Genomic DNA, 25,615 nt, shown 5'->3' with positions numbered 1-25,615 from the left:
TTAAACTGTCTTCTTTTCAATGAGAGCAGCAAGGTTTTCGTAGTGTTCGAACAGCAGGGAGCCTTCTCCGTAGATAGCTTGTGTTTCAGAATCCTGATCCGGTTCTTGGATCGGCAGCTGTGCCAGCAAATCTGCTCCGAGGGTTTCTGCCAGGATTTCTCCTCCACCGCTTCCAAATAGATGATATTTCTTCTGGCTGTCCTCGGGTTGGAAGTAGGACATATTTTCGACTACACCAAGAATGTCATGCTTTGCCTTAAGTGCCATTGTTCCGGCTCTTTCAGCAACTAGTGCCGCGGTTTGATGGGGCGTTGTCACAATGATTTCTTTGCTTTGAGGAATGTGGTGGTGCATATCCAAGGCAATGTCACCGGTTCCCGGAGGCATATCCAGAATACAGTAATCTAACTCACCCCACATGACATCTTTACTGAAATGTTCCACCATCTTTCCGAGCATCGGCCCTCTCCACACGACGGGTTCATTATTTTTTATCAAGAATCCCATCGACATGACCTTGACCCCGTGTGATTCGACAGGAATGATCTTTCCATTGAACGTTTTAGGGCGGTCTTTAAGATTCATGATTTTAGGAACGCTGAATCCGTATATATCAAGGTCAATTAATGCGACGTTCTTACCTCTTCTTGCCAGGGATATAGCAAGATTCGTTGATACTGTGGATTTTCCGACTCCGCCTTTTCCGCTGGTAACTGCAATAACATGTTCTGCTAACATTTTTAACACCTCATAAAATTTATTTGATGAAATTCCCCGCCATGTGATGAACTTCACAGTGCAAACTGAACTCTTTCATTACAATGAAGGAAATTGCTGCATCAGTAACTTGATTCAACCCTAACAAAAATTGAGTTCCTTAGATGTAAAAAAAGTCACATGGGGGGTTTGGAATAGTGAAGTCATTAGAACGTTCATTTTATTCTAAAACGAGCAAATACGCTTTCTTCATTATTTTGTTTCTATTGTTTACGATCTGGGTCGGGACTGAAAAGTTTCTTCATTTTGATATGGCGCTGTTGGGATATCTCATCTCTTCATTAATATTTGCTATAGGCTTGACTGTAAGAATGTGTTCGTGGCTGCTCAGGCCAGCGACGAACCAGGTGGTCAAAAGAAGTTTTCAAAACTTGAGAACGAAGAAAAGGCAAAAACGGAATGTAAGGGCAATCCTCAAAACAGCCTTTGAAAATATCTTTCTGCAAAAGTTCATTTGTAAAAGAGGAATCTACAGAGGGGTTCAGCATTTCCTGATTGCCTGGGGATGCATCGGTTCATTTGCCATTACATTCGGTTTGACATTTGGCTGGATGCACTTTGAACTGGTCGATCCGGAAACCTACGTGATAGTCGTAATGGGAGTTGATACGATTACCATGGCAGCACACGGACTCTTTGCCGAAATGGTGTACAACGGATTGAATATCACGGCCACCATGGTCTTGATTGGAGTCAGCATGGCTTTGGCGAGAAGGATTGCCAGCCAGGATGTAAAAGTGACACAAAGGGCAGAATTCGACCTTTTCCCATTGGCGTTGCTATTAGCCGTTACGGTCACTGGATTGGTCCTGACAGTTTCTTACGCTTTGCTGGACGGATGGATGCATCACTACCTGACACTCATCCATCAAGTTACGGTGGTTGTCCTTCTCATTTACTTCCCATTCGGAAAACTGTTCCATCTTCCGATCAGGCCGCTTGCAACAGCTGTCCCGATGAACTACCAGGAAGAGTGGAAGGTGGATACAAAACCTTGTAGAAGCTGTGGAACTGCCTACAGTTCAAACGATCAAATCACTGATGTCCAGGAAATCCTTCATGTACAGAGTTTCGATCTGCAGCTCGCAGATGGCAGTTACCTATCAGACTATTGCCCTGCATGCCGAAGACGAATCAGGGTCATGAAGCAGATGAACATGGAGTCAAAAGTGCAGGCAAAAGAAAAGCCTATTTTGACGAATAACGGAATCCACCTATCTGGTTTCAGTAAAACAAGACAGAATGATTATTATAAATTTCCTGAACATGTCCAGAAAGAGCTGGAAAAGTACGAAAAGGGAGGAAGTAAATGATGAGCCAGTTTTTAGCAAAAGAAGGAGTTAAGAACCTCCATAAGCCGGGGGAAAAACTCGTCACAACTCATTGCTGTTACTGCGGAATGCAGTGCGGCATGCACATCAGGGTGAATGAAAAAACCAATAAAGTAGTCGGAGTCGAACCCCGTTATGATTGGCCGGTGACGAACGGCAAAATGTGTCCAAAAGGGGTAACCGCTTATCAGACTGTTGACCATAAAGATAGAATCCTTAAGCCTCTAATCAAAAAGAATGGTGAATTTGTAGAGTCTACTTGGGAGGAAGCGCTGGATCTTATAGAAGAAAATTTTAAAAGAATCCAGAGAGAAAGCGGCAAGGATGCCCTGTCTGTATTCGGCGGCGTATCCATGACAAATGAAAAATGTTATCTCGTTGGTAAATATGCGAGGGTGGGCCTTGGAACAAGATTCATCGATTACAATGGACGCTTCTGTATGAGTTCTGCTGCCGGCGGTTTCCTGAAAACACTTGGTATAGATAGAGGGTCTACAGTGCCTTGGCCTGAATTGGAACATACAGACTGCTTCTTCATCGCTGGATCGAACACAGCCGAATGTCATCCGACAAGCATTCAATGGCTGTGGAGGGCGAAGGACAAAGGGGCAAAGTTGATTGTCGCTGATCCAAGGGAAACTCCGACAGCCAGGGTTGCCGATGTCCACCTTGATTTAAAACCGGGTACAGATTCCGCTTTGGCGAACGGGATGCTCCATATCTTGATCAAAGAAGGGTATGTGGACCATGAATATGTCGCCAAGCGATGCAATAATTTTGAAGAATTAAAAGCAAATGTAGAGAAATTCACACCTGAATATACTTCAGAAATTACAGGGGTTTCTATCGATAAAATTATAAAAGCCGGTCACATCTATGGCATGTCACCACGCTCAGTTGTCATGTTCGCCAGAGGGGTCGAGCAGCAAACCAAGGGTGTCGATAACGTATCTTTATATACATCAATGGCTCTTTTGAGAGGACAAATTGGAAAGTTCGCCTCCGGAGTAGCGACCTTCACTGGCCAGGGAAATGGACAGGGCGGAAGGGAGCACGGTCAAAAAGCCGATTTGCTGCCAGGTTACCGGAAATTGACTGATCCTGCAGCAGTGGAGTATGTCTCCAAAGTATGGGGAATAGATCCGAGCGAAATGCCAAAGCCTGGTGTGTCGGCATATGAGATGTTTGATGAAATGTTAAATGGCACCATTCGCGGAATGCACGTCATCTGTAGCAATCCTGCAGTATCCGCCCCAAATCTTGAGCATGTCTGGAAAGGGTTCAGGTCATTGGACTTTCTGGTGGTCAGTGATTTCTTCTTATCAGAAACCGCCCAATTCGCAGATGTAGTCCTGCCTGCAACGACATGGGCAGAAGACGAAGGGACGACAACTAACCTTGAAGGCAGGGTCATCCATATCCGCAAGGTAACAGAACCGCTTGGAGAATCCCAGCCTGACTGGAAAATCATCGGGATGATTGCAGATAGAATGGGAAGAGGAAAATATTTTCCTTATAAAGAGGCAAGTGAAATATTTGATGAATTCCGTCTTGCAACCAAGGGAGGCAAAGCGGACTACTACGGTATTACATGGGAACGAATTGATAAAGAAAATGGCGTATTCTGGCCTTGCCCTTCAGAGGATCATCCGGGAACACCAACCATGTTCCAGGAATCATTCGGAACACCGGATGGTAAAGCCAACCTGGCAGTCATCGGCTGGAAAGATGCCGGGGAAATTCCGACAAAAGAATTCCCACTGTTCCTGACAACTGGAAGGGTTGTCTTCCACTATCTAACAGGAAACCAGACCCGGAGAGTGGATTTCCTTATGCAGCAGTGTCCCGAGCCGTATGCCGAAATGCATCCGGCGCTGGCAAGTAAATATGGCCTGGCAGATGGAGATATGGTAAAGCTGACTACTCCAAGGTCTCATATGACTATTAAAACACGTATAACGAAAGCAATCAGGAAAGATACCGTTTTTGTTCCTTACCATTGGGGAGAAGAATTGGCTGTAAACCAATTGACAAGTGACTGTCTGGATCCGACTTCACGGATGCCTGAGTTCAAAGTCTGCTCATTGAGAATGGAAAAAGCGTAATAGAATGACCAACGGGAAAGGAGCCAGAATGATGAACAAAATAATGTACTTGGAATTTGAACGATGTATCGGCTGCCGGGCATGTCAAGCTGCCTGCCGGGAATGCGGGGATCACGATGCGAAAGAACGAAATTACGTAGAATATGTAGACTTTACAGAGAGCCGCCAGACCTATCCGATGTTATGTATGCAATGTAAAGACCCTGCTTGTGCGAGGGTCTGTCCGGCCAATGCCATCCAAATTACAGAAGAGGGTGTTGTGCTTTCTGCAATGGAGGAGAAATGTATCGGCTGCCGTAACTGCACATTCGGCTGTCCGTTCGGTATCCCGAAATTCGATTTTGAAGAAAATAAAATGTACAAATGTGATATGTGTTATGACCGCTCAAAACATGATATCGCACCGATGTGTGCATCTGTTTGTCCAAGTGACGCGATCCGATTCATCGATTTTGACGAAATGCAGCAGCTGCGCAGGAAACGTTCTCAGATGAATCTTGTTGAAGGCAAGAAACCGCAAGAAGGCAATAAGTGGGATTATGTACCGGAATTCTTTGGAGTGTACACGGATTAACCGGGAGAGGAGTGCTCGTAAATGAGTAATAAACAGAAAAGAAACAGCAAAGATACCCAAGATGATATGATCAACCTGGTGGATAACCTGAACAGGGATGAAGATCTGAAGTTTAACCGCAGAGCGTTTTTGAAATCGGCGGTTGGCGCTTCCATTACATTAGGCCTGGCGACATTGCCATTTTCCGTATTGGCTTTAGGGGAAAAGGAAGAAGATGAAAATAGGAAATTAATCGGCAAACTCTCTGATATTCCAAAAGACAGTTCCCTGAATTTCAATTACCCTACTGAGGATGAACCGGCTATCCTTGTTCATACGAAGGATGGGAAGTTGAAAGCGTATAATAATAAATGCACTCATCTCCAATGCCCTGTGTTCTATGAAAAAGAAGAATCGGTTCTGTTATGCCCTTGCCATAGAGGATTCTTCAGTGTAGACAATGGCCATCCCATTGCCGGGCCGCCGCAAAGAGAGCTGCCATTAATCGAGCTGGAAGTAAAAGATGGATATGTGTATGCAGTCGGAAGGAAAGTCCGCCATGGCGAATAAAAAGTACTGGATCGGCATTTTTCTAACCATGGCAGTGAACGTTGTCATGCTGCAATGGACCATAGAAGCATACTTCGGACAGGAATATGAACATGTCTGGACCTATTCCGTCATCGCTTTTGTTTCTTCCATCATCTGTTTTGTGATTTATTTACGATGGAGGAAACAGGAGTATAAGAAGTGAGAAACGGAAAAGAGAGAACCTGCCATTGGGGTGGTTCTCTCTTTTCTTATGTCCAGTTTTATTGATCGGAAACTCGTTTTGCGGGCCAGCATCCCATCCAAACTGGAATCTCAATGGGCCGGAAACTCCTTTAGTGGGCCAACACCCCATCCAAACTGGAACCTCAATGGGCCGGAAACTCCTTTTGCGGGCCAGCATCCCATTCAAACTGGAACCTCAATGGGCCGGAAACTCCTTTTGCGGGCCAACACCCCATCCAAACCGGAATCTCAATGGGCCGGTAACTCCTTTTGCGGGCCAACACCCCATCCAAACCGGAATCTCAATGGGCCGGAAACTCCTTTTGCGGGCCAACACCCCATCCAAACCGGAACCTCAATGGGCCGGAAACTCGTTTTGCGGGCCAGCATCCCATCAAAAACCGAAACTCAATGGGCCGGAAACTCCTTTTGTGGGCCAGCATCCCATCCAAACTGGAATCTCAATGGGCCGGAAACTCGTTTTGCGGGCCAGCACCCCATCCAAACTGGAACCTCAATGGGCCGGTAATGCCAAAATGCTGACATTTAAACAAAAAAGAGCTCCGGGCATCTTAGCCGGAACTCTTCTTAGTAATTTACCACTCATTAGTAGGTTCAATCTTTAAAGACTCACCCTTATAAGATCTTTCGCCGAATAACGTAATGACCGCACACTCTTTAATTTTATTTGTTTCCTCATCTTTCTTGGACTCAACATAAAGACCTGAAGCAAGTTCCTTGTCATTTTCATCCAGCACCCGGACTTTTTTCCCTTCCAATGACCTCAGCTTTGCATCTTGAAGAAATTCATGCCATTGAGACCAGTTGGTCAATATATATGCGCCTTCCCCATCTTTTAAATACCCGAGCAAGCTGTTGGAATCATCGAATTTGAGCTCACCGGCACGGATGATTTCCTTCAATAAATTATGGATGGCGGTGTATTCTTCCAGGTTCAATCCCGGCGAGAATTCAAATAGGAAACTGCTGCTCTCGGAGTCATATTCCCCTCTTAGAAGGTCCCGATTGTTCTCCTTATATATATAGGAACCGGTCCTATTTGAAAATCCCAATTTCAATAATGGCAAATGTAACTCTTCAAGATTCTGTATATCTACTTTTACAGATAGCATTAATTTTCCTCCTTACCATGTGAAATACATCACTGCACTCTTCTTCCTGCACTATTAGTATAGGTTATAGAAAATATTATAGCTGTGATATTTATTACTCATAACATATAGTCATTGTACTTATTATTTATAGATTGAAAGGGAGCCGTTAAAGTGGATGATCGTTATTCAAGACAGATCCTGTTTAATCCCATTGGGGAGAGCGGGCAGAACAAAATCAGGAATAAGCACGTCCTAGTCGTTGGATGCGGTGCGCTGGGGACTTCCAATGCGGAGTTTCTCGTCCGTGCAGGCATAGGCAGGTTGACACTTGTTGACCGTGATTATGTGGAGTGGAGCAATCTGCAAAGACAGCAGTTATTCATTGAAGAAGATGCGAGGGTTCAAATGCCAAAGGCCATAGCCGCCAAAAGGGCGTTAAACCGGATCAATTCAGAAACAGAAATAGCAGCCCATGTAATGGATGCAAATGCTCAATCGCTTCCGCCTTTACTTGAGAATGTCGATCTCATCATGGATGCTTCTGACAACTTTGACATCCGGATGGTCATAAATGATGTATCGCAAAAATTCAATATTCCATGGATTTATGGATCATGTGTCGGCAGCACGGGGATGTCTTACACGATCATTCCGGGAGTAACACCTTGTCTTAACTGCCTGATGCAGGGAATCCCGCTATCCGGTGCTACCTGTGATACGGCTGGCATCATACCTCCTGCTGTCGGAATGGTGACGTCCCTCCAGACGGCGGAGGCATTGAAGATACTTGTTGAAGATCATGGGGCTTTGAGAAAAGGGCTTCATACATTTGATCTTTGGAATAATCAGTTTTATACAATGGAAGTAACAAAGTCGAAGAGAGACAATTGCCCGGCTTGCGGGAAGAACCCTGAATATTCTTATCTAAAATATGAAAATATGACGAAGGCGGCTGTACTTTGCGGAAGGAACACTGTCCAAATTAGGACGGGCGGCAAAGAGGCAGATTTACATCGACTCGAAAAGCAGCTGTCACATATGAAAAAACTTAATAGTAACCCTTATTTACTTTCTTTTGAATATGAAGAATACCGTCTCGTTTTCTTCTCAGATGGAAGAACGCTGATACATGGAACGGCGGATATTGAAAAGGCAAAGAGTATTTATTATAGATTAGTAGGCTAGAAAGGAATGGAACGAATGCTGACTAAAAGAACTCCGATTAAAGTAATAGAAGCTGTGGATAAGGTGATGGAATTTGCTTTTGCTGGGGAAAGTGAAATCGTGGATATAACAAAAGCGCATGGACGGTATTTAGGCGAGGACTTAGTCGCAGATCATGACGTTCCTTCTTTCAATCGTTCTCCTTATGATGGTTTTGCCATCAGAGCGGAGGATACAGAAAACGCCAGCCGGGAACTACCGGCAAAGCTTAAGGTTGTAGGGGAAATCGGTGCAGGCAGTGTATTTTCGGAGAAGGTCGAAAGCAACCAGGCAGTCCGGATTATGACGGGAGCACAAATCCCAGATGGCTGCAACGCGGTCGTCATGCTGGAATTGACGAAATCAAGTAATCAAAATGATGTCAGCTATGTAGAGATCAACCGCAAATACCAAGAAGGTGACAACATTTCTTTCAAGGGAGAAGAAACGAGGAAAGGCGCCGCTCTTGTCCCGAAAGGAACGTTTATTAATCCGGGTGTCACGGCTCTATTGGCCACTTTCGGATACCGGGATGTAACGGTCATTCGGAAACCAAAGGTAGGCGTCATTGCAACAGGCAGTGAACTGCTGGAGGTAAACGAGTCCTTGGAACCGGGGAAAATCAGGAACAGTAATACGTATATGATCCTCTCCCAAATTGAACGGGCTGGCGGAGAAGGTATTTATTTTGGACAGTTCCAAGATGACCTTGAAGAATGCTTTCAGCAAGTAAATACAGCAATGAAGGAAGTCGATTTCCTTATCACAACAGGAGGAGTATCTGTCGGTGACTATGACTATCTCCCTGAGATCTATGAGAAAATGGGGGCGAATGTCCTTTTTAATAAAATCGGAATGAGGCCTGGAAGTGTTACGACAGTAGCTGAAAGAGACGGGAAGCTACTCTTTGGTCTCTCCGGCAACCCTTCAGCCTGCTATGTAGGATTTGAATTATTGACGCGCCCGGTTATCCAAACATATCTGCATGTGAAAGAACCTCATTTGAAAAAAGTCAGAGGAATATTGGGTGCCGACTTCAAGAAGCCGAACCCATTTACGCGATTTGTAAGGGCAGCTGTATTTTTTGAAGAAGGCAGATTGACTGCTGTGCCGTCCGGGTTGGATAAATCAAGTGTTGTTTCTTCGCTTGCCTCTGCTAATGCATTCATTGAACTGCCCGGAGGAACAAGAGGATACGAAAAAGGTATGGGAATTGAAATTCTGCTTTTGGAAGAAAGGTAGACTTTATATATACAAGGAGAATGTAAAATGAATAGATTTGAAGTCGTGATAGAGCCGATAGTAACAGAAGAAGTCATAGCCAAGGTGGAAAGAAGAGAAGCAGGAGCCATCACGACCTTTATCGGTACGGTAAGGGAGTGGACGAAGGGGAAGCGGACTCTTTATCTTGAATATCAGGCGTATATTCCGATGGCTGTAAAAATGCTGGAGAAGATTTCAACAGAAGCGGAAGAAAAGTGGCCGGGTGTCCAAATGGCTATAACCCACAGGATCGGCAGGCTGGATATTTCAGATATAGCGGTTGTCATAGCCGTTTCTTCCCCACACAGGAAATCGGCCTATGAAGCAAACGAATATGCGATTGAGCGGATTAAGGAGATTGTTCCGATCTGGAAAAAGGAACATTGGGAAGACGGAGAAACATGGATTGGCGATCAGCGTGAGACAAAAGCCTATCCATCCGGGAAGCCGGACTTAAAGGGAGTTGGAGAGAAATGATTAAAGTTTTATTATTTGCCCACTTGCAGGAAGAAGCGGGGCAGGCACAGCTGGAAATAAATAAGGAAGAAATTACAGTCGAAGATCTGAAAAAACTCCTAACCGCACAGTATCACTTATCCAAGATGGATCATGTCATGGCTGCAGTGAATGAACAATATGCTGTTCCGGAAGACATTGTAAAATCTGGTGATACGGTTGCGTTGATCCCGCCGGTAAGCGGAGGGTGATTAAAACAAAAAAGCTCATAAGAGGAAAACTGCCTCTCATGAGCTTTTTCTACTGCTTTACGACGCATTCGCCACATGCTTCCAAAGATCTTCTTTTTGATCGTCACTCAGCACGTTTTCTGCCATAGGGAAGAGAACCTGCTCTTCTTTCATGAAATGGGACGACAGCACATGATAGGCTTCAATTATCAGCCGGCAATTTTCTATGGCGGCACTAGTTTCCTTCCCATCCGTGGAATGTTCAGTATTACCGAGGAACTGATTGATGAGGCGTTTTGCTTCCTCATGCTCGAGTTCCATGACAACCAGCGGCCCTGAGTGTCGATCCATATGGACTGCCATCATATTGAAAAGGTATTCTTCTTCCTTTTCAGAGTGAGCATGAAGTTCCTTGAAGAAGCTCAGGACGTTATCTCTTAAATCAATGATTTCCTCTATTTTATAAATGCCTTTTGATAAAGATGAAATTAAACCTCGTGCTTGATCATATATATCCTTTTTTTGTTCGTTTAAGGCAACATGTTCATTTTTCAATAACTGAAGGCCGGGGGATAGAGGCAGTCCTTCAATGAATTGACCATTATGATGACATGACAACATAACTTTTACTCCTCCTTTTGGGTAATCCTCTCACTATCAATTCTACAAGTTTAGATAAGAAGCAGCCGTGATGCCCATCACAAATCAGGTGGATTTTTTAATCTTTTTTTGCTGTTTTGTTGCTTCTTACAAAAAGCCGGTCAGCCAGGAGTGATTTTTTTCACAAGGCAAGGGAGCCGCTGATGATAAAATTTAAGCAGAACTAAAAAAGAATGGAGTGCAGACAATGGCTCATGACCATATACCAAACAACGAAATGCAAATGCGTTGCAAAATAATAACGGTGAGTGATACCAGGAACTGGGATACTGATAAAAGCGGGAGCCTGATGAAAGCGAAGCTGTTGCAGGAAGGGCATATCATCAGTGATTATGTAATTGTAAAAGATGAGAAAGGGGATATTTCTACAGCTGTGCAATCAGGGCTGGATAATCATGATATCGATGCGGTCCTGCTAAATGGCGGTACTGGAATAGCGATGAGGGACGTCACGATTGAATCGGTCAAGCCGCTTCTACAAAAAGAACTTCCGGGTTTCGGTGAATTATTCCGCTATTTAAGTTATACAGAAGATATCGGTTCATCTGCCCTTTTATCCCGTGCGATTGCAGGTGTAAGCAATGGGAAGGCAGTTTTCTCTGTACCAGGATCAACCGGTGCAGTCAGATTGGCGATGGAGAAGCTTATTTTACCTGAGCTGCGGCATATTACAGCTGAGTTAAATAAAGATAAAAGGTGAGTGCAGGGCGTTGAGTAGAAAAATATTAATCTTATTAGTGGGATGTATCCTTTTCCTGTCAGCCTGTACAGGTTCTGATTCAGAAAGAATCGAACTGACCATTTCCGCTGCTGCAAGCTTGAAGGACAGCCTTGAAGAGATCAAGGAGCAATTTGAAATTGAATATCCAGAGGTCAAACTCTCTTATAACTTTGGTTCAAGCGGTTCTCTCCGTAAACAGATAGAACAAGGTGCTCCGATTGATATATTTTTATCAGCTTCAGAGAAAGATTATCAAACCTTAGCAGACATTGGGGCCGTATCAGCTGGAGAAAGATTGTTTTCAAACAGTCTCGTGCTGGTTGTCAGCCAGGATAGCCAGGCAGCAGGGCTGAACGATCTATTAGAAAGTGATCTTACACTGGCAATCGGGACACCTGAAACCGTACCTGCGGGACTCTATGCCAAGCAGGCATTGGAAAATATGAATCTTTGGGAGGAAGCGGTTCTCAAAATGGTATTTGCCAAAGATGTTCGTCATGTTTTGACCCTTCTTGACCACGGGGCAGCCGATGCCGGGATTGTCTATGAAAGCGACACTATGGCGGTTCAGGACATCAAGGTCATCCACAAGTTTGAAGCGGATACTCACTCACCAATCCTGTATTGGGGCGGAATGGTCGGGGAAAGTGACCAACATGAAGAATCCAAGCTTTTTCTGGATTTCCTAAAAGGAAAAAATGCTTTAAAGATATTTAAGGGATACGGTTTTAAAACAGAAATAAATGGAATTCAGTAGGTGTAAAAGATGGCCGGATTTTGGTTTCCCATACAATTATCAATACTGGTTGCTGCTTCAGCAACAGCGACTACATTCATTATCGGTGTATACTCAGCCTATAAGTTAAAGGCTTCCAATAAAAAAACAACGAGTGTAGTCGAAACATTGTTTCTATTGCCTTTGGTATTGCCGCCTTCCGTTATAGGATTTTTATTATTGATTGTTTTCGGGATCAACAGTCCAGTTGGAGAATTCATTGATTTCATGTTCGGACAAACAATCCTATTTACTAAAGCAGCTGCAGTAATAGCATCAGTGGTGGTGGCATTCCCTCTGATGTACCAGGCAGCCAAAACTGGATTTTCCGGTGTCAATAATGATATAGAAGAGGCGGCACGGGTCGATGGTGCAGGGGAGTGGAAGGTGTTTTATTATGTGTCTATCCGGCTTGCTGCCAAATCACTTATGATGGGGATTGTCCTCAGTTTTACAAGGGCACTGGGAGAGTTCGGGGCAACCTTGATGTTCGCGGGAAATATCCCTGGAAAAACACAAACCATCTCGACTGCCATCTATCTTGCCCTGGAGTCAGGAGAAACCCATCTTGCCTGGCAGTATGTTTTGGTAAGCATCTCACTTTCATTCTTATTGCTGCTGCTCATCAGGGGTATGGAACAAAGATCATAAATAGGAATTTATTAAAGTCGAAAGAAATCCCCCCGGTTATTCACACCGCGGGGATTTTGTTCATGCTTTAGGAAATTATAGCAGTCTTAGGGGGTTGGATAACAAAGAGTCGTGGAATACATCAAAAGCTGAAAAAATGAAAATGATGTCCCGCGCTCGGTGCGCGGGATACACCAAAAGCTGAAAAAAAGAGAATGATGTCCTTAAAGAGGGTCTATGCCGTCATCAAAAGAGGATCGAGTAAAAATTGATGTCCTTAAAGAGGGTCTATGCCGTCATCAAAAGAGAAGCGGGTGGAAAATGATGTCCTCAAAGAGGGTCTATACCGTCATCAAAAGAGGATCGTGTAAAAAATGATGTCCTCAAAGAGGGTCTATGCCGTCATCAAAAGAGAAGCGGGAAGGAAATGATGTCCTTATAGTGATGCCGTCCCAGCATCCTCTTAAATCCCTTGCAGTACTCCACCAACTAAAGCATCCATTCCTAAATTCCAGAATCCCCCCGGTCATTCTTCCGAGGGGGATTTTGTTCATGCTTTTCGTTTATAGTCGCCATTCTTTCCCCCTGTTTTTTCAAGAAGGAAGGTTTCGCCGATCACCATACCTTTATCTGCTGCTTTACACATGTCGTATATGGTAAGTGCCGTGATGGATGCGGCAGTCAGTGCCTCCATTTCAACACCTGTACTCCCTTTGGTTTTTACCTCGGTGAGGATGATCAGCTCATGTGTATCATTCTCGATTTTCCAATCAAAGCGGATATCGACACCGCTGATGGGAATCGGGTGGCACATGGGAATGACGGAGGAAGTCTGTTTGGATGCCATGATACCGGCTACTTGTGCAACGGCTAAGACATCTCCTTTACTGAAATGATTGCCGACGATTTTTTCGTAGATCTCTTTATTTACCTTGATGCTGGACTGAGCAGCCGCTGTACGCGTTGTGTCATTCTTGTCTGATATATCAACCATCTTGGCCCTGCCTTGCTGATTGAAATGGGTTAATTCTGACATCATAGTCACCTCTTGAGTATATTTTTGATCATGCAGATTGTGTTGAAAGGAATATATTCTTCCTTTATACTAACCCCTAAAAGATAAACAATCATTTGGAGCTGAAATAAATGAATATCATTCAGGTTGTCGGATACAAGAAAAGCGGTAAAACGACTCTATCTTCGAAGTTAATTAAAATGGCCTCTGATATGGGATACCAGGTTGGTTCCTGCAAGCATCATGGACACGGTAAACCCGATATTTTGCCTGGAACAGACAGCGACCGTCACCAAAAAGCTGGAGCTATCATGTCCGGTGTTGAGGGCGGGGGCACTCTTGATTTGTCAATCCTCAACAAGAAATGGACCCTCGGGAATATACTTGAATTTTACCGGCTGATAGAATTGGATCTCATTATCGTCGAAGGTTTCAAGAAGGAGATTCACCCTAAAATTGTCTTGATTAGAAGTGAAGATGACCTTCATCTCACAGCCGATCTCGATAATATTATTGCGGTTGTTGGTGATCCAACTTCTAAACTGAAGCATGAAAACAGTGTTCAGTACTTCAAATCCTTCCATCAGGAGGATTTCGATAAATGGTATATTGATTATCTATCAAGGTGAAAAAAGCTGTCCTATCAAACCTGAAAGGACAGCTTTTTTACATTAATTGACTTTCCTTTTCTCAGTCGTAATATCACTGAATTGGCCAACGTAGTATTTCACTTCTCCCGCATCGTTACTTACTTCACTGATTGTCAGCCATTCAAGATAAATCTCACCGTTCTTTCGCTTGTTCCATATCTCTCCCTGCCAGAAACCGTGCTCCCGGACCTGTTTCCACAGTTGAGTGTAGAATGATTTGTTATGTTTTCCTGACTGAAGTACATTTGGTCTCTTGCCGACCACGTCTTCCTGTTCGTATCCTGTCAGTTTTGTAAAAGCAGGGTTGATCTTTTGTATCACACCACTTGAATCCGTAATGAGCATGCCTTGGGCAGTGCTCTTAATAATCTTGCTCTCAACGCTCAGCTTTTCCTGGAAGAACATCCACAGCACAATAATCAAACTGGCTAAAGCAAATTCTGATAAGGCCATGAAACCAATCGCATAATGTCCGGTTGCTCCAAAAACAGTTGTCAGTACCAAAGGAGGGAAGAAGCCTCCAAGTCCCCCGATGGCTGATACAATCCCATTCACGATACCAGCTTGTTTAGAGAAGTACATCGGCACAAGCTTAAAGACAGTTCCGTTCCCGATACCAGCACAGAAAGCCACAGTCAATACGCCGATGGTATAAAGCTGCAGGGTAGGTGAGAATGAAAGCAATATTCCTGAGAAAGTCAAACCGGCGAACACGAAAATCAGAATAGCGAAAGGATTGAATTTATCGGACAGGTAGCCTCCAATCGGACGCATTAATGTAGCGAGAGCTATAAACCCGGCCGTGCGCAGCCCTGCATCCACAGGAGTCATCCCGAAATGGTTCACAAGGAAGTTTGGCAGATATACGGTAAAAGCCACAAACGCACCAAATGTTATGAAATAAAACAGGCTTAAACTCCACAGAGTCGTATTCTTATAGACTTCTTTAATTTGATTCATGATTGGGAGATTTACTTTTTTCTCATGTTTATCACCCAAAACCAAATTCAGGAGACCAAACACAATCAATAATACCAGATAAAGCCTTACCGTCATCTGCCAGCCAATAGAACTGGCAATGACCGGTGCGGCAAATGCTGTTATCGCCGTCCCTATATTTCCTGCTCCGTAGATCCCGTTTACAAGGCCATGTTTGCCAGGGGCAAAGTATTTTGGCAGAGAAGTTACACCGATTGAAAAGGTCGCTCCGCCGATACCAATAAATAGGCCGCCAATAATTAAATCGATTAACGAGTCAGCAATACTGATATAGAACACAGGAATCATTAATAGAAAGAAACTTAAGGTAAAGGTAACACGTGCCCCCAACCTATTTGTATAAAAGCCTAATGGCACTCTCAGCACTGAACCGAGAATGACTGGTATGGCCGTGACAAGTGCTGCTTCCTGGCTGGTAAGTTCAATATCCTGTTTAATATCGGGCATTAATGATGAAATGATGACCCAGATCATGAAGCCTGCTACTAAACTAGATGTTTGAAGAGAAAGTTGTATTTTTGGACTCTTCATTGTAAATTGCTCCCTTCAAGGACGATAGTATATTTCTTGATAAGGGTATCGTAGCAAAAGAGATTCTTGAGGGTTGTGAAGTACATCACAGCAGACGGATAAAAAAAAGCAAAATAAAAAGCTACCTCAATATTCAAGATAGCTGGGGAATTAATTATATTATTGAACTATAATAGCGTTAATCTATATTACAAATGCTGATTGGGCAGTCTTCACAGCCTATTTCATCTTTAAGGTACTGTAAGTCTTTCACAATGATTCTTCCATCGGACGTCATGCCAATGGCTCCTCTTTTTTTCAGCTCACTCAGCATACGATTGACACTTTCACGTGTGGCGGCACAGAATTTGGCAAACTCCTGATTAGTAAGATGGATATCAATCAAGATTCCCTCATCTGTATTCACCCCGTAGCTGTTGGTGAAGCGGATTAATGTAGAGTAAAGAGCGCCTTTCTTTCCGTTCATGACCAAGTCCCTGATTTTAGACTGGTTTTTTCTAAGGTGGGTGCTGATCCATTTCATGAATTCAAACGTCAGGTTGGCATTTTTAACTAATTCAGCTTCCAGGAAATCTTTTTTTATCACAAGTACTTCACTGTCGGAAAGTGCCAGGGCACTGAGCATATATTTAGCATCTGTTGTGAACAAGGTCAACTCACCGATGATATCGTTGGCCTTGCAGATCCTCATGTTCAATTCTCTGCCTTCCATTGTCAGTTTGCTGATCTGGAAGAGGCCTGATTTTATCAAATATAATTCAGAGGCATCTTCGCCTTCCTGAAACAAAAAGGTATCACCTTTGATTTTTCTTGGGGTACTGATGGACATCAGTAAATTTTTCAGTTCTTCGGAGATTAACTCTGTGTCACTTACCCTGAACGAGTTTATTGCCATTCTCAATCACTCCACCCTATTAATAAGTATTGTTCCAGTGACCGTGTAACATTGAATCATTTTATATAGGGACAAACCATTCAGTTAGTGACTGTATCATTTATCACACTGACATTTAAAATATCATGTTACCATTTAATATACAATAGACAATTAAGAAGAAAGTTGTGGAATTTTTATGACCAATAACCGGATTGCAGGCATTGTCATGGCAGGAGGATATTCAAGAAGGTTTGGCAGTAACAAAGCCATAGCGGAATATAAAGGTAGACCTTTTTATGAATATTCAATTGAAGCTTTGAAAGGGATTACAGAAATCACCATACTTGTGACCAATAAAGATTTGTATCCCTTTTATAAAAAAGAGACGGACTTGCAGGTGGTAATGGATGAAGAGGAATACAGAGGGTGCGGTCCTTTGGCCGGTCTGTATACAGCAATGCGAGCCTATAAAAGTGAATGGTATCTGATCACTCCCGTCGATGTACCGATGATGACTTCGCTGATCTTAAAAAAGCTCCTTCGCTATACAACAGGGGAGCATCAGGCAGTCATTCCCATCATAAATGGAAAGAAGCAGCCATTAATAGGGCTTTATCATTATTCAATCCTTGAAAAAATCCATCAGCTCCTTAAAAATAACGATTTAAAAATGCACTTTCTCCTTTCTGATATTTCAGCTCTGTATATTGAAAAAGAGTTTTTCGGAGAAGAAGCGTCTTTTCATAATATTAACACCCGACAGGATTATGAACATTATTTGGTCTGAGTGTGATAAATGTCATACCTGTCTGCGAAAAATGATGATAAGATGACCAACATCAGAAATAAAAAAGGAGAGAGTCAGATTATGCATACGACCGATACCTTGTCCCGTCCATTAAGGGACTTGAGAATCTCCGTTACTGACAGATGTAATTTTCGCTGCAGCTACTGCATGCCTAAGGAAATATTCGGACCCGATTATCCGTTTATGAATAAAGACGAAATCCTATCATTTGAAGAAATTGTCCGGACCGCTGAAATTTTCGCTGAGCTGGGTGTTGAAAAGATCAGACTGACTGGCGGCGAGCCCTTGCTTCGAAAGGATTTGACTGACCTGGTTAGACATCTCTCGGCAATCCGGGGGGTTAAATATGTCACTCTGACGACCAATGGCGTTTTCCTGGCTAAATATGCACAGGCGTTAAAGGATGCAGGTATATGCAGAGTGAATGTAAGTCTTGATACATTGGATGACGAGGTCTTTAAATCGATAAATAATATGAATACGGGGGTCTCTCCTGTATTAAAAGGAATTTTTAAAGCAAGAGAAATCGGTCTGGAAACCAAGATCAATATGGTCGTCAAAAAGGGACTGAATGATGATCAAGTCATGCCGATGGCAGAGTTCTTCATGAAGGAAGGCATCACCCTTCGGTTTATCGAGTTCATGGATGTAGGCTCGACAAATGGTTGGAATTTAAAAGATGTTATCACCAAGAAAGAGCTATACCAGATGATTAACAATAAGTTTCCGCTTGAGCCGGTCAGCAAAGATTATTTCGGTGAAGTGGCCAAAAGATACAGATATAAAGGTTCCAGTTCAGAGGTTGGGTTTATTTCCTCTGTTTCAGAAACTTTCTGCGGTTCATGCACGAGGGCACGGCTTTCTACAGACGGCAAACTATATACGTGTCTGTTTGCATCCTCAGGATTCGATCTCAGGGCAATGCTGAGAAGTGGGTTTTCTTCCGAACAAATCCTGAAAAAAGTCCATGATATCTGGGAAAGACGGGATGACCGTTACTCAGAAATCCGGACGGAAGCAAGCAAGACCAGAGAAAAAATTGAGATGTCCTATATTGGGGGATAGAAGGAAGGACCGGGGACGGTTCTTCTTTTTAGGTTTAAATAACGAAAAACAACAAAATAATTCTTTTTGTGTGATTACAATCACTTAGTTGGTGAGAGGAAGTTGATATAGTGAAATCAGAAAAGTGAAAGGAGCATTTATATGAAAAAAGGATTATGGTTAGTGCCGTTTTTACTCATTGGTGTGTTGATGACAGCCTGTGGTTCAGAGGATGCAAGCAGCAGTGAAGGGAACACTGTAACAGTTGAGGCTTCCAACTGGGAGTTTGATAAGCAGGAGTATACAGTGCCGGCAGGAGATGTCACAATCAATTTGAAAAATGCGGACGGGTACCATGGAATAACAATTGAAGGCACAGACGTGAAAATCGACGGTGAAGGAAAAGCAACAGCCAACCTGAAAGCGGGAGAATATACAATCAGGTGCAATGTTCCATGCGGAGAAGGGCATCAGGAAATGACTGCGCTGTTGGTAGTGGAATAAGATACATTCTGATAAAGAGCTGCTCTGAAAATGGAGCGGCTCTTTTTGTGTTTTTATTGACACAGTAGTTGTGATTTGAATCACAAAAATGATAATCATTATCAATTATTATTATGGTAAGAAGTTAATAAGGAGGGATTTCATGAAATCTGCTAGAGAAGAAGGCGCTAATCGGCAAGAATCCAAAATTGGTACATGGATCTCGGTTGGAGTTGTAGGACTGGTCATTCTTTTAACATATTTTCTTTTGTTTGGATTCTATATGGACCGAGTATAGGGAGGGATGGAAAATGCATTTAGATGAAAAAATCTGGCTTACACTTAGTTTTGGACTGATTATGGGATTTATGATTATTACCGGTTATCAGGCCTATGCATTTGGAATGGGGCCGCCAAGCCACAAGGAAACAATTGATCCTCAAAAAGTAGATGAAACGGCACCATTTGATAATCCCGGCATCACCCAGGTAGGTGAAAATGAGTATGAAGTGGTGATGACACTGCAGTTATTCACCTTTACACCTTCAGAAATAGAGATTCCTGCCGGAGCGACTGTCCATTTCACTTTGACTTCAAAAGATGTCGTTCATGGATTCCAAATTGCAAATACGAATGTGAATGCTATGGTCATGCCGGGACAAATTCAAAAGATTACCCAGAAGTTTGATGAACCTGGCAGCTATCTCGTTCTTTGCAATGAATACTGCGGTGCCGGCCACCAAGCAATGAGCACCACTATAACAGTCAAATAAAGGAGGGACGCAAAAATGGAAGCAATTCAAATCGACTCATTCAGTGAAAAAACAAAAAAAGTGCTGGGGATCAGCCCGCAAGATTCACGCTTGACGAAATCATATATATCTGTTGCTTTTGTGGCATTGCTGCTTGGAGGAATCCTGGGGTTATTGCAAGGATTAAACCGCGCGGGAGTATTGGAACTACCCTCATGGGCGAATTACTATCAAATCCTGACGGCTCATGGATTTCTCCTGGTAGTCGTCCTTTCAGCCTTTTTTACCATCGGTTATTTCTACGCGGCATTATCACATACCCTTGGAGGAATCCTTCCCTTTACAAGGAAGATGGCTTGGGCAGGATTTTGGATGAAAATCTTTGGATTTGTCATGGCTGTGATCCCTATACTCCAAAACGAGGCATCTGTCATGTACACATTCTATCCCCCAATGGCTGCGTCCCCGTATTTCTACATTGGATTGGTTTTTATCGTACTGGGTGTTTGGATGGCAGCGATTGGAGCATTTTTCAATGTTGCCGACTGGAGGAAAGCGAATAAAGGGGAGCATCTGCCGATTCTTGCCTACTTTGCCACAGGTGTTTTTGTCCTCCTGTTTTTCGGAAGCCTGCCTGTCACTGTCGAAGTTTTGATGATTATTCCTTGGGCATTCGGCTGGGTTGAAACAATCAATGTCATGGTTGCACGTACTTTGTTCTGGGCTTTTGGACACACACTGGTAAACATTTGGTATCTGACTGCCATATCCGCCTGGTATGTAATTGTTCCAAAAGTCATCGGTGGACGCCGCTTCAGCGACACATTGACCCGGGTTGTCATCATTGGGCTGGTCGTCATGAATATAACCGGAGGATTCCACCATCAAATTATCGATCCAGGGATATCACAATCAATCAAGTTCATGCACGTATTCATGAGTTTGGCTATCGGGTTTCCTTCCTTAATGACTGCTTATGCCATGTTTCGGGTGTTTGAACGGACTGCCAGGAAGCAGGGAGGAAAAGGATTGATAGGCTGGTATAAAAAGATGCCCTGGGGAGATGTAAGGTTCCTTGCCCCGTTTGTTGCCATGGTTGCCTTCATACCTGGAGGAGCGGGAGGAATCGTACAAAGCACAAACCAATTGGATCAGGTCGTTCACAATACGATGTGGATTGTCGGCCACTTCCATTTGACATTAGGGACCACCGCGATTCTTACTTTCTTTGGAGTCAGCTATTGGCTTGTGCCGTATATTTCAGGCCGTATTTTAACACCGGCTATTAACAGGCTGGGTGTCATCCAGACCATCATTTGGGCTGTCGGAATGCTGTTTATGTCTGGAGCCATGCATTATGCAGGCTTGCTCGGATCACCAAGAAGGACTTCTTATACAACGTATGGAGATCATGCCACAGCGCTGAGCTGGGATCCATACTTGTTCTTGCTGGCGATTGGAGGAACCTTACTGATGATAGGGGTGATTATCCAGGTTTATGCCGTTTTCCATCTTATGTTCCGTGCACCAAAAGGAGAGACCGAGTTTCCGATCGCAGAAGAAGAAGACAACGCAAGCAGCACTCCATACTGGACAGAACGATGGGGTGTGTGGATCATTGTCATGCTGGTCTTGGTAGCCATGGCATATGTTCTGCCAGTTGTCGATATGGTCATCAATGCTCCTCCGGGATCTCCTCCATTTAAAACCTGGTGACCCATTTTTCAGCAGCAATTGAGGAATCCAAAAGGAAGTGATCCAGTGGGGAAGGCTCAACCAACCATATTGTCTTGTGTTTTTGTCCTGGTGTTCGGTGTGGTTTTATTTTATATAGGAACGGATGGCTTTCAAGCCTATACTGCAGAAACTGCCAGAGTGAATCGGCTTATTGATCATCAGCCGGCATTTCCTGATGTAATATTGGAAGACAGTTTTGGAAGGAAATACAACATTACAGAATTCAAGGAAAAGTACGTCTTCATCACTTTTCTATATACGGCCTGTACAACGGTATGTCCACAGTTGGAATACAATATGTCCAAAGTTTATGATAGACTGCCTGAAAAGTATATTGGTGACGATATTGTATTCTTAAGCATCAGTTTTGATCCGGAGAGGGACGGACCAGGCACATTGGATAAGTATAAAGACTATTTTCATAGTGACGGGGAAGCCTGGAGAATGGCAAGGATTCCCGATCCAAAGGAGCTGATCCGGCTTCTGGATGAGTTCGGAGTCATTGTCATTCCAGACGGTAACGGTAACTTTGCGCATAATTCTGCATTCTATCTGGTTGATAAAAAAGGGAATTTGATTGATGTCCTGGATTACACAAAGGTCGAGGAAGCAGCTGCTGAACTGAAGGCTATTCTGGAAAAGGAAGAGGGAGATTGACCATGGACAATCAGTTTCTAGTAGGATTGCTGCTGCTCATAGCTTTGGCTCTTCCTCCTGTCGCCAACTTAATGGAGTCGATTATGCTGGTTCATATGCATATGCAGATGCCGCTGCTTGTTGCAGCCGGGTTCTTAATGGGAAGTTATATTCAAACGAAGTTCCCTCGATTTTTCAATAAGTGCAATGAGAATGGGGTCCCAGGAATCCTGCTATTTTCTATCATATTGGTTTATTGGATGATTCCGAGAACTATGGATGAGGCATTGACGTTAATGTCAGTAGAAATATTTAAATTCATCAGTCTGCCTTTTCTGGCAGGAATACCGCTGCGCAACAGCTGGGGGAAACTCCGAACTGCAGTAAAGAATACAGTAATTATCAGTTTTACACTCCTGTTTATCGCGGGAGGATGGTTGTATATTAAAACTCCAAGCACCTTATGTAATAACTATTTGCTCACCGACCAAATCATCCTGGGATGGGGGTTCCTGACAATGGCCGTCTGCATGGTCCTTTACCTGGCTTATACATTTCTTATTGATCCATCTCAGTATGAATGACAAAGAAAGATGCACAGAATATGTGCATCTTTTTGTTTTGGCTGATGGGTATCACTGTAAATTCATGATGATTAATTTCTCAAGCCTTTCAAAATGAGGTTCCTCAAATAATTCTTCTCCTTCTTTTAAAGAAGAGAATGCACTCTCCACCAGGAAACGGCGTGGTGTCTTGGAGTGCAGCAGCTCCTCCTGGATAAAATCCAGAAGTTCCTGATATTTCACCTGCTGTTCTATGTCAGTAAGCTGCTGTTTTAAAAAGAAAACGGTATGATGGAGCTCCTGTCTGGAATCCTGGCTGTCCGTTTGATGTTCAGGAAACCAGACTTGAAGGAGTTCGGGTTGGAATAACGGTTTAGTTCCTTTTTCAAGTTCCTCCGCAATATTGACGATCCGGTCTACACTGTAGTGGACAACCCTGTGCAGCCCGGTGGTCGTGTTATTGACCAATGAGTAATAGCGGAGGTTATGGTGAAGGATGCCGAGAAACGTGATGGCGCAGTCCAAAAGATAAGGTCTTTTGCTTTCGCCAAAAATGTCCAGGAAACGGCCGTGCAGCCAGTAAATCATCTTAAGCTGCCCTCTTTTGACCGAGTTCTTTAGATCCTCGTCTTTTGACATCATGACTTCTTCATAAAGGGTTATTAATTTGTTCTCTTTATTCTCGATCATTTGAAGCTCGATCTGCTTGATGAAAATATTTATATCAGAAGGATCCTGGCCTATCAGCAGGTCATTCCTTTTCTTTACTATTTCATTGTAAATGGACTTGAACAATTCAATTAACAATTCATTTTTCGAGGAGAAGTAATTGTAGAATGTCCCTTTAGAAATACCGCTGTCATCCAAAATGTCCTGAATGGATGTTTGCTGGAATCCCTTTTCGATAAACAGTTCATGTGCTTTTGTAATCACATGCTGCTTTCTTTTGTTCATTTTTTTCACCCCTGACTATACTCCCTGTATAATGTTGATAATAACCTAGTATCAAGGATTCTACAAACCTTTATAAAAAAAATTAAATTTCCAATTGAATTTTTTGTACCGATGGTATATGATATATCTTGTTTAAAATGACAGTACAAAAAAATGAACTAATAGTATAGGGGGAAACTAAATGGAAGGTACAACAAAAAATGTACGTCCTCAATATGGGATATTGGCGGTCCTTATGGTCGGAGCTTTTATCGCATTTCTAAATAATACATTGCTTAATATCGCCCTCCCATCCATCATGATGGAGCTGGAGGTCGAAGCGTCTACGGTACAGTGGTTGACAACCGGCTTCATGCTGGTGAATGGAGTATTGATTCCAACAACCGCTTTTCTTATTGAAAAATATTCGGTCCGCCGCTTGTTCCTTGTGGCAATGAGTTTGTTCACAATCGGTACATTACTGGCAGGGGTTGCTCATGTATTCCCGGTTCTGCTCGCGGGACGCATGATCCAGGCATCGGGTACAGCGATTATGATGCCGTTATTGATGAATGTTATGTTAGTCAGCTTCCCGGTTGAAAAACGCGGTGCTGCAATGGGTGTTTTTGGTTTGATCATGATGGCTGCTCCAGCAATTGGCCCGACATTATCCGGCTGGATTGTCGAGAACTATGACTGGAGAATGCTGTTCCATTTCGTAACGCCAATCTCGATCATCGTTCTTTTACTTGGTTTCTTCCTATTGAAGGATAAAAAAGAGAAAGTCGATATCCGCTTGGATTTATTGTCAGTGATCCTTTCCAGCGTTGGGTTCGGAAGCTTGTTATACGGCTTCAGTTCAGCAGGTACAAAAGGCTGGGATAGTCCTTGGGTTTACGGAATGATTGCATTGGGTGTAGTTTCCTTGGTGATCTTCATTACACGCCAATCGAAGCTTGAAAGACCGATGCTGAACTTCAAGGTATTCAAATATCCAATGTTTGCTCTATCATCATCTATTACGATGGTTGTCAATATGGCATTGTTCTCTGGGATGTTGATGATCCCGATTTATGTACAGACAATCCGCGGAATTTCTCCTTTGGATGCCGGATTGCTTATGCTTCCTGGTGCGCTTGTGATGGCATTCATGTCACCGATCACCGGAAGGCTGTTTGATAAATTTGGGGGCCGTGTCCTTGCTTCAAGCGGTTTGCTGCTTACTGTGGTCACAACGTATTTATTCAGTAAGTTGACTCAAGACACTTCTTACACAAACTTAGTCGTCCTGAATGCTGTAAGGATGTTCGGTATGTCAATGGTCATGATGCCGGTTTCCACAAATGGTCTGAATCAGCTGCCTAGACGCTATTATCCTCATGGAACAGCGATGAACAACACGCTGAACCAGGTGTCAGGTGCGATTGGAACAGCGTTGCTGATCACTGTAATGTCCAACCGTACGGTAACACATACGAAGGAACTTATGCAGGATGCGATGAAAAATGTGACCGGTCAGCCTTCAGAAGCAGCGATGGCTCAAATGCAGCAGCAGGTTACAATGGAGGGGATGCTTCACGGCATCAACGACGCATTCCTGGTTGCTTCAGGAATTGCGGCCGTGGCTCTGGTTCTTTCATTCTTTATTAAGAGATCAACGCAAGCTGAAGATCCGATTGAAGATCTTCCGGTTAATAAAAAAGTTGCTGCAGAAATTGCGGCAGGGAAATAATACTGATTTGGAAGAGGGACTACATGTCTCTCTTCTTTTTTGTGTTTTGGATATGAAGGGATTGTGCCGTTATAAATTGGACTCTTTTTTGTAGTAGTACGATTCGGGGAGAATCGTACCGTTATAAACTGGACTCTTTCGTGTAATGGTACGATTACAGGAGAAACAAACCGTTATAAACGAAACTCTTTTGTATAGTGGTACGTTTACAGAAGATCGAATCTACTCAAGCCTCTTTACTTTATCAATCCAAGGGTGATTT

The 25,615-nt window shown here is 43.3% G+C and carries 30 protein-coding genes; 23 read left to right on the top strand and 7 right to left on the bottom strand.

Features of this window, described 5'->3' with window-relative positions:
- Complete coding sequence (locus ACOJQI_RS18955) at nt 1–738, bottom strand: Mrp/NBP35 family ATP-binding protein (RefSeq protein ID WP_421380963.1); 738 nt, start codon at nt 736–738, stop codon at nt 1–3.
- 176 nt (nt 739–914) lie between these two features.
- Here ACOJQI_RS18955 and ACOJQI_RS18950 point away from each other — a divergent pair, with 176 nt between their 5' ends.
- The 5 genes from ACOJQI_RS18950 to ACOJQI_RS18930 are packed head-to-tail and all read left to right on the top strand — an operon-like array spanning nt 915 to nt 5,520.
- Entirely contained in the window at nt 915–2,090 is a 1,176-nt protein-coding gene (locus ACOJQI_RS18950) for an MFS transporter (protein ID WP_421380960.1), read from the top strand.
- Nucleotides 2,087–4,213 (top strand): formate dehydrogenase subunit alpha, encoded by a 2,127-nt coding sequence (gene fdhF / locus ACOJQI_RS18945; protein WP_421380957.1) that lies wholly within the window; start codon nt 2,087–2,089, stop codon nt 4,211–4,213. The genes ACOJQI_RS18950 and fdhF overlap by 4 nt, the downstream gene beginning before the upstream one ends.
- A gap of 28 nt (nt 4,214–4,241) precedes the next feature.
- Nucleotides 4,242–4,787, top strand: coding sequence for a 4Fe-4S dicluster domain-containing protein (locus ACOJQI_RS18940; RefSeq protein ID WP_421380954.1), 546 nt, complete (start codon nt 4,242–4,244; stop codon nt 4,785–4,787).
- Between the two features lie 21 nt (nt 4,788–4,808).
- Nucleotides 4,809–5,336 carry a ubiquinol-cytochrome c reductase iron-sulfur subunit gene (locus tag ACOJQI_RS18935; RefSeq protein WP_421380951.1) on the top strand — a complete coding sequence of 176 codons (528 nt, stop codon included), beginning with the start codon at nt 4,809–4,811 and terminating at the stop codon, nt 5,334–5,336.
- Nucleotides 5,326–5,520, top strand: a complete 195-nt coding sequence (locus ACOJQI_RS18930; protein WP_421380948.1) for a hypothetical protein — start codon at nt 5,326–5,328, stop codon at nt 5,518–5,520. The genes ACOJQI_RS18935 and ACOJQI_RS18930 overlap by 11 nt, the downstream gene beginning before the upstream one ends.
- Before the next feature lie 616 nt (nt 5,521–6,136).
- On the opposite strand, the gene ACOJQI_RS18925 is transcribed toward ACOJQI_RS18930, so the two are convergent.
- The gene (locus ACOJQI_RS18925) at nt 6,137–6,673 is read right to left on the bottom strand and encodes a hypothetical protein (RefSeq protein ID WP_421380946.1); all 537 of its coding nucleotides are present in this window, start codon (nt 6,671–6,673) and stop codon (nt 6,137–6,139) included.
- A 153-nt stretch (nt 6,674–6,826) separates the two neighbouring features.
- Between ACOJQI_RS18925 and ACOJQI_RS18920 the strand changes: the two genes are divergently transcribed.
- The 4 genes from ACOJQI_RS18920 to moaD are packed head-to-tail and all read left to right on the top strand — an operon-like array spanning nt 6,827 to nt 9,828.
- Nucleotides 6,827–7,840, top strand: a complete 1,014-nt coding sequence (locus ACOJQI_RS18920; RefSeq protein ID WP_421380943.1) for a MoeB/ThiF family adenylyltransferase — start codon at nt 6,827–6,829, stop codon at nt 7,838–7,840.
- Nucleotides 7,841–7,858: 18 nt separating this feature from the next.
- Nucleotides 7,859–9,100, top strand: coding sequence for a gephyrin-like molybdotransferase Glp (gene glp, locus ACOJQI_RS18915; RefSeq protein WP_421385512.1), 1,242 nt, complete (start codon nt 7,859–7,861; stop codon nt 9,098–9,100).
- A 27-nt stretch (nt 9,101–9,127) separates the two neighbouring features.
- The gene (locus ACOJQI_RS18910; protein ID WP_421380940.1) at nt 9,128–9,598 is read left to right on the top strand and encodes a molybdenum cofactor biosynthesis protein MoaE; all 471 of its coding nucleotides are present in this window, start codon (nt 9,128–9,130) and stop codon (nt 9,596–9,598) included.
- Complete coding sequence (moaD, locus tag ACOJQI_RS18905; protein ID WP_421380937.1) at nt 9,595–9,828, top strand: molybdopterin converting factor subunit 1; 234 nt, start codon at nt 9,595–9,597, stop codon at nt 9,826–9,828. The genes ACOJQI_RS18910 and moaD overlap by 4 nt, the downstream gene beginning before the upstream one ends.
- 57 nt (nt 9,829–9,885) lie before the next feature.
- Here moaD and ACOJQI_RS18900 read toward each other — a convergent pair whose 3' ends face one another.
- Nucleotides 9,886–10,428, bottom strand: coding sequence for a hemerythrin domain-containing protein (locus ACOJQI_RS18900; RefSeq protein ID WP_421380934.1), 543 nt, complete (start codon nt 10,426–10,428; stop codon nt 9,886–9,888).
- 226 nt (nt 10,429–10,654) lie between these two features.
- Between ACOJQI_RS18900 and ACOJQI_RS18895 the strand changes: the two genes are divergently transcribed.
- The 4 genes from ACOJQI_RS18895 to ACOJQI_RS18880 all read left to right on the top strand — a co-directional run bounded on the left by ACOJQI_RS18895 (nt 10,655) and on the right by ACOJQI_RS18880 (nt 12,971).
- Entirely contained in the window at nt 10,655–11,167 is a 513-nt protein-coding gene (locus ACOJQI_RS18895) for a MogA/MoaB family molybdenum cofactor biosynthesis protein (RefSeq protein WP_421380931.1), read from the top strand.
- Between the two features lie 10 nt (nt 11,168–11,177).
- Entirely contained in the window at nt 11,178–11,945 is a 768-nt protein-coding gene (gene modA, locus ACOJQI_RS18890) for a molybdate ABC transporter substrate-binding protein (RefSeq protein WP_421380928.1), read from the top strand.
- Between the two features lie 9 nt (nt 11,946–11,954).
- Complete coding sequence (gene modB, locus ACOJQI_RS18885) at nt 11,955–12,614, top strand: molybdate ABC transporter permease subunit (protein WP_421380925.1); 660 nt, start codon at nt 11,955–11,957, stop codon at nt 12,612–12,614.
- 216 nt (nt 12,615–12,830) lie between these two features.
- Nucleotides 12,831–12,971 carry a hypothetical protein gene (locus ACOJQI_RS18880; RefSeq protein ID WP_421380922.1) on the top strand — a complete coding sequence of 47 codons (141 nt, stop codon included), beginning with the start codon at nt 12,831–12,833 and terminating at the stop codon, nt 12,969–12,971.
- Nucleotides 12,972–13,143: 172 nt separating this feature from the next.
- On the opposite strand, the gene moaC is transcribed toward ACOJQI_RS18880, so the two are convergent.
- Nucleotides 13,144–13,629 carry a cyclic pyranopterin monophosphate synthase MoaC gene (gene moaC, locus ACOJQI_RS18875; RefSeq protein WP_421385511.1) on the bottom strand — a complete coding sequence of 162 codons (486 nt, stop codon included), beginning with the start codon at nt 13,627–13,629 and terminating at the stop codon, nt 13,144–13,146.
- Nucleotides 13,630–13,739: 110 nt separating this feature from the next.
- Between moaC and mobB the strand changes: the two genes are divergently transcribed.
- Nucleotides 13,740–14,237: a molybdopterin-guanine dinucleotide biosynthesis protein B gene (gene mobB, locus ACOJQI_RS18870; protein WP_421380919.1), complete on the top strand. Its 498-nt coding sequence runs from the start codon at nt 13,740–13,742 to the stop codon at nt 14,235–14,237.
- Between the two features lie 42 nt (nt 14,238–14,279).
- On the opposite strand, the gene ACOJQI_RS18865 is transcribed toward mobB, so the two are convergent.
- A complete protein-coding gene (locus ACOJQI_RS18865; protein ID WP_421380916.1) occupies nt 14,280–15,788 on the bottom strand; it encodes an MFS transporter in 1,509 nt (502 codons plus the stop codon).
- Nucleotides 15,789–15,966: 178 nt separating this feature from the next.
- A complete protein-coding gene (locus ACOJQI_RS18860) occupies nt 15,967–16,683 on the bottom strand; it encodes a Crp/Fnr family transcriptional regulator (RefSeq protein ID WP_421380913.1) in 717 nt (238 codons plus the stop codon).
- 178 nt (nt 16,684–16,861) lie between these two features.
- Between ACOJQI_RS18860 and ACOJQI_RS18855 the strand changes: the two genes are divergently transcribed.
- From ACOJQI_RS18855 to ACOJQI_RS18820, 8 genes are all read left to right on the top strand, one after another.
- Nucleotides 16,862–17,452, top strand: coding sequence for a molybdenum cofactor guanylyltransferase (locus tag ACOJQI_RS18855; RefSeq protein ID WP_421380910.1), 591 nt, complete (start codon nt 16,862–16,864; stop codon nt 17,450–17,452).
- 81 nt (nt 17,453–17,533) lie between these two features.
- Nucleotides 17,534–18,538, top strand: coding sequence for a GTP 3',8-cyclase MoaA (gene moaA, locus ACOJQI_RS18850; RefSeq protein ID WP_421380907.1), 1,005 nt, complete (start codon nt 17,534–17,536; stop codon nt 18,536–18,538).
- 141 nt (nt 18,539–18,679) lie between these two features.
- Nucleotides 18,680–19,021 carry a cytochrome C oxidase subunit II gene (locus ACOJQI_RS18845; RefSeq protein ID WP_421380904.1) on the top strand — a complete coding sequence of 114 codons (342 nt, stop codon included), beginning with the start codon at nt 18,680–18,682 and terminating at the stop codon, nt 19,019–19,021.
- A gap of 142 nt (nt 19,022–19,163) precedes the next feature.
- Entirely contained in the window at nt 19,164–19,298 is a 135-nt protein-coding gene (locus ACOJQI_RS18840; RefSeq protein WP_421380901.1) for a hypothetical protein, read from the top strand.
- A gap of 13 nt (nt 19,299–19,311) precedes the next feature.
- Nucleotides 19,312–19,773 (top strand): cytochrome c oxidase subunit II, encoded by a 462-nt coding sequence (locus tag ACOJQI_RS18835; protein ID WP_421380898.1) that lies wholly within the window; start codon nt 19,312–19,314, stop codon nt 19,771–19,773.
- 15 nt (nt 19,774–19,788) lie between these two features.
- Nucleotides 19,789–21,468: a cbb3-type cytochrome c oxidase subunit I gene (locus tag ACOJQI_RS18830; RefSeq protein ID WP_421380895.1), complete on the top strand. Its 1,680-nt coding sequence runs from the start codon at nt 19,789–19,791 to the stop codon at nt 21,466–21,468.
- Nucleotides 21,469–21,513: 45 nt separating this feature from the next.
- The gene (locus tag ACOJQI_RS18825) at nt 21,514–22,146 is read left to right on the top strand and encodes an SCO family protein (RefSeq protein WP_421380892.1); all 633 of its coding nucleotides are present in this window, start codon (nt 21,514–21,516) and stop codon (nt 22,144–22,146) included.
- 2 nt (nt 22,147–22,148) lie between these two features.
- Nucleotides 22,149–22,709 (top strand): hypothetical protein, encoded by a 561-nt coding sequence (locus tag ACOJQI_RS18820; protein WP_421380889.1) that lies wholly within the window; start codon nt 22,149–22,151, stop codon nt 22,707–22,709.
- A 51-nt stretch (nt 22,710–22,760) separates the two neighbouring features.
- Here ACOJQI_RS18820 and ACOJQI_RS18815 read toward each other — a convergent pair whose 3' ends face one another.
- The gene (locus tag ACOJQI_RS18815; RefSeq protein ID WP_421380886.1) at nt 22,761–23,642 is read right to left on the bottom strand and encodes a TetR/AcrR family transcriptional regulator; all 882 of its coding nucleotides are present in this window, start codon (nt 23,640–23,642) and stop codon (nt 22,761–22,763) included.
- 181 nt (nt 23,643–23,823) lie between these two features.
- Here ACOJQI_RS18815 and ACOJQI_RS18810 point away from each other — a divergent pair, with 181 nt between their 5' ends.
- Entirely contained in the window at nt 23,824–25,353 is a 1,530-nt protein-coding gene (locus tag ACOJQI_RS18810; protein WP_421380883.1) for a DHA2 family efflux MFS transporter permease subunit, read from the top strand.
- Nucleotides 25,354–25,615: the final 262 nt, after the last annotated feature.

Source organism: Bacillus salacetis (assembly GCF_049177075.1).
GTDB lineage: Bacteria > Bacillota > Bacilli > Bacillales > Bacillaceae_B > Rossellomorea > Rossellomorea salacetis_A.
This window is presented reverse-complemented; position numbering and strand designations above follow the sequence as displayed.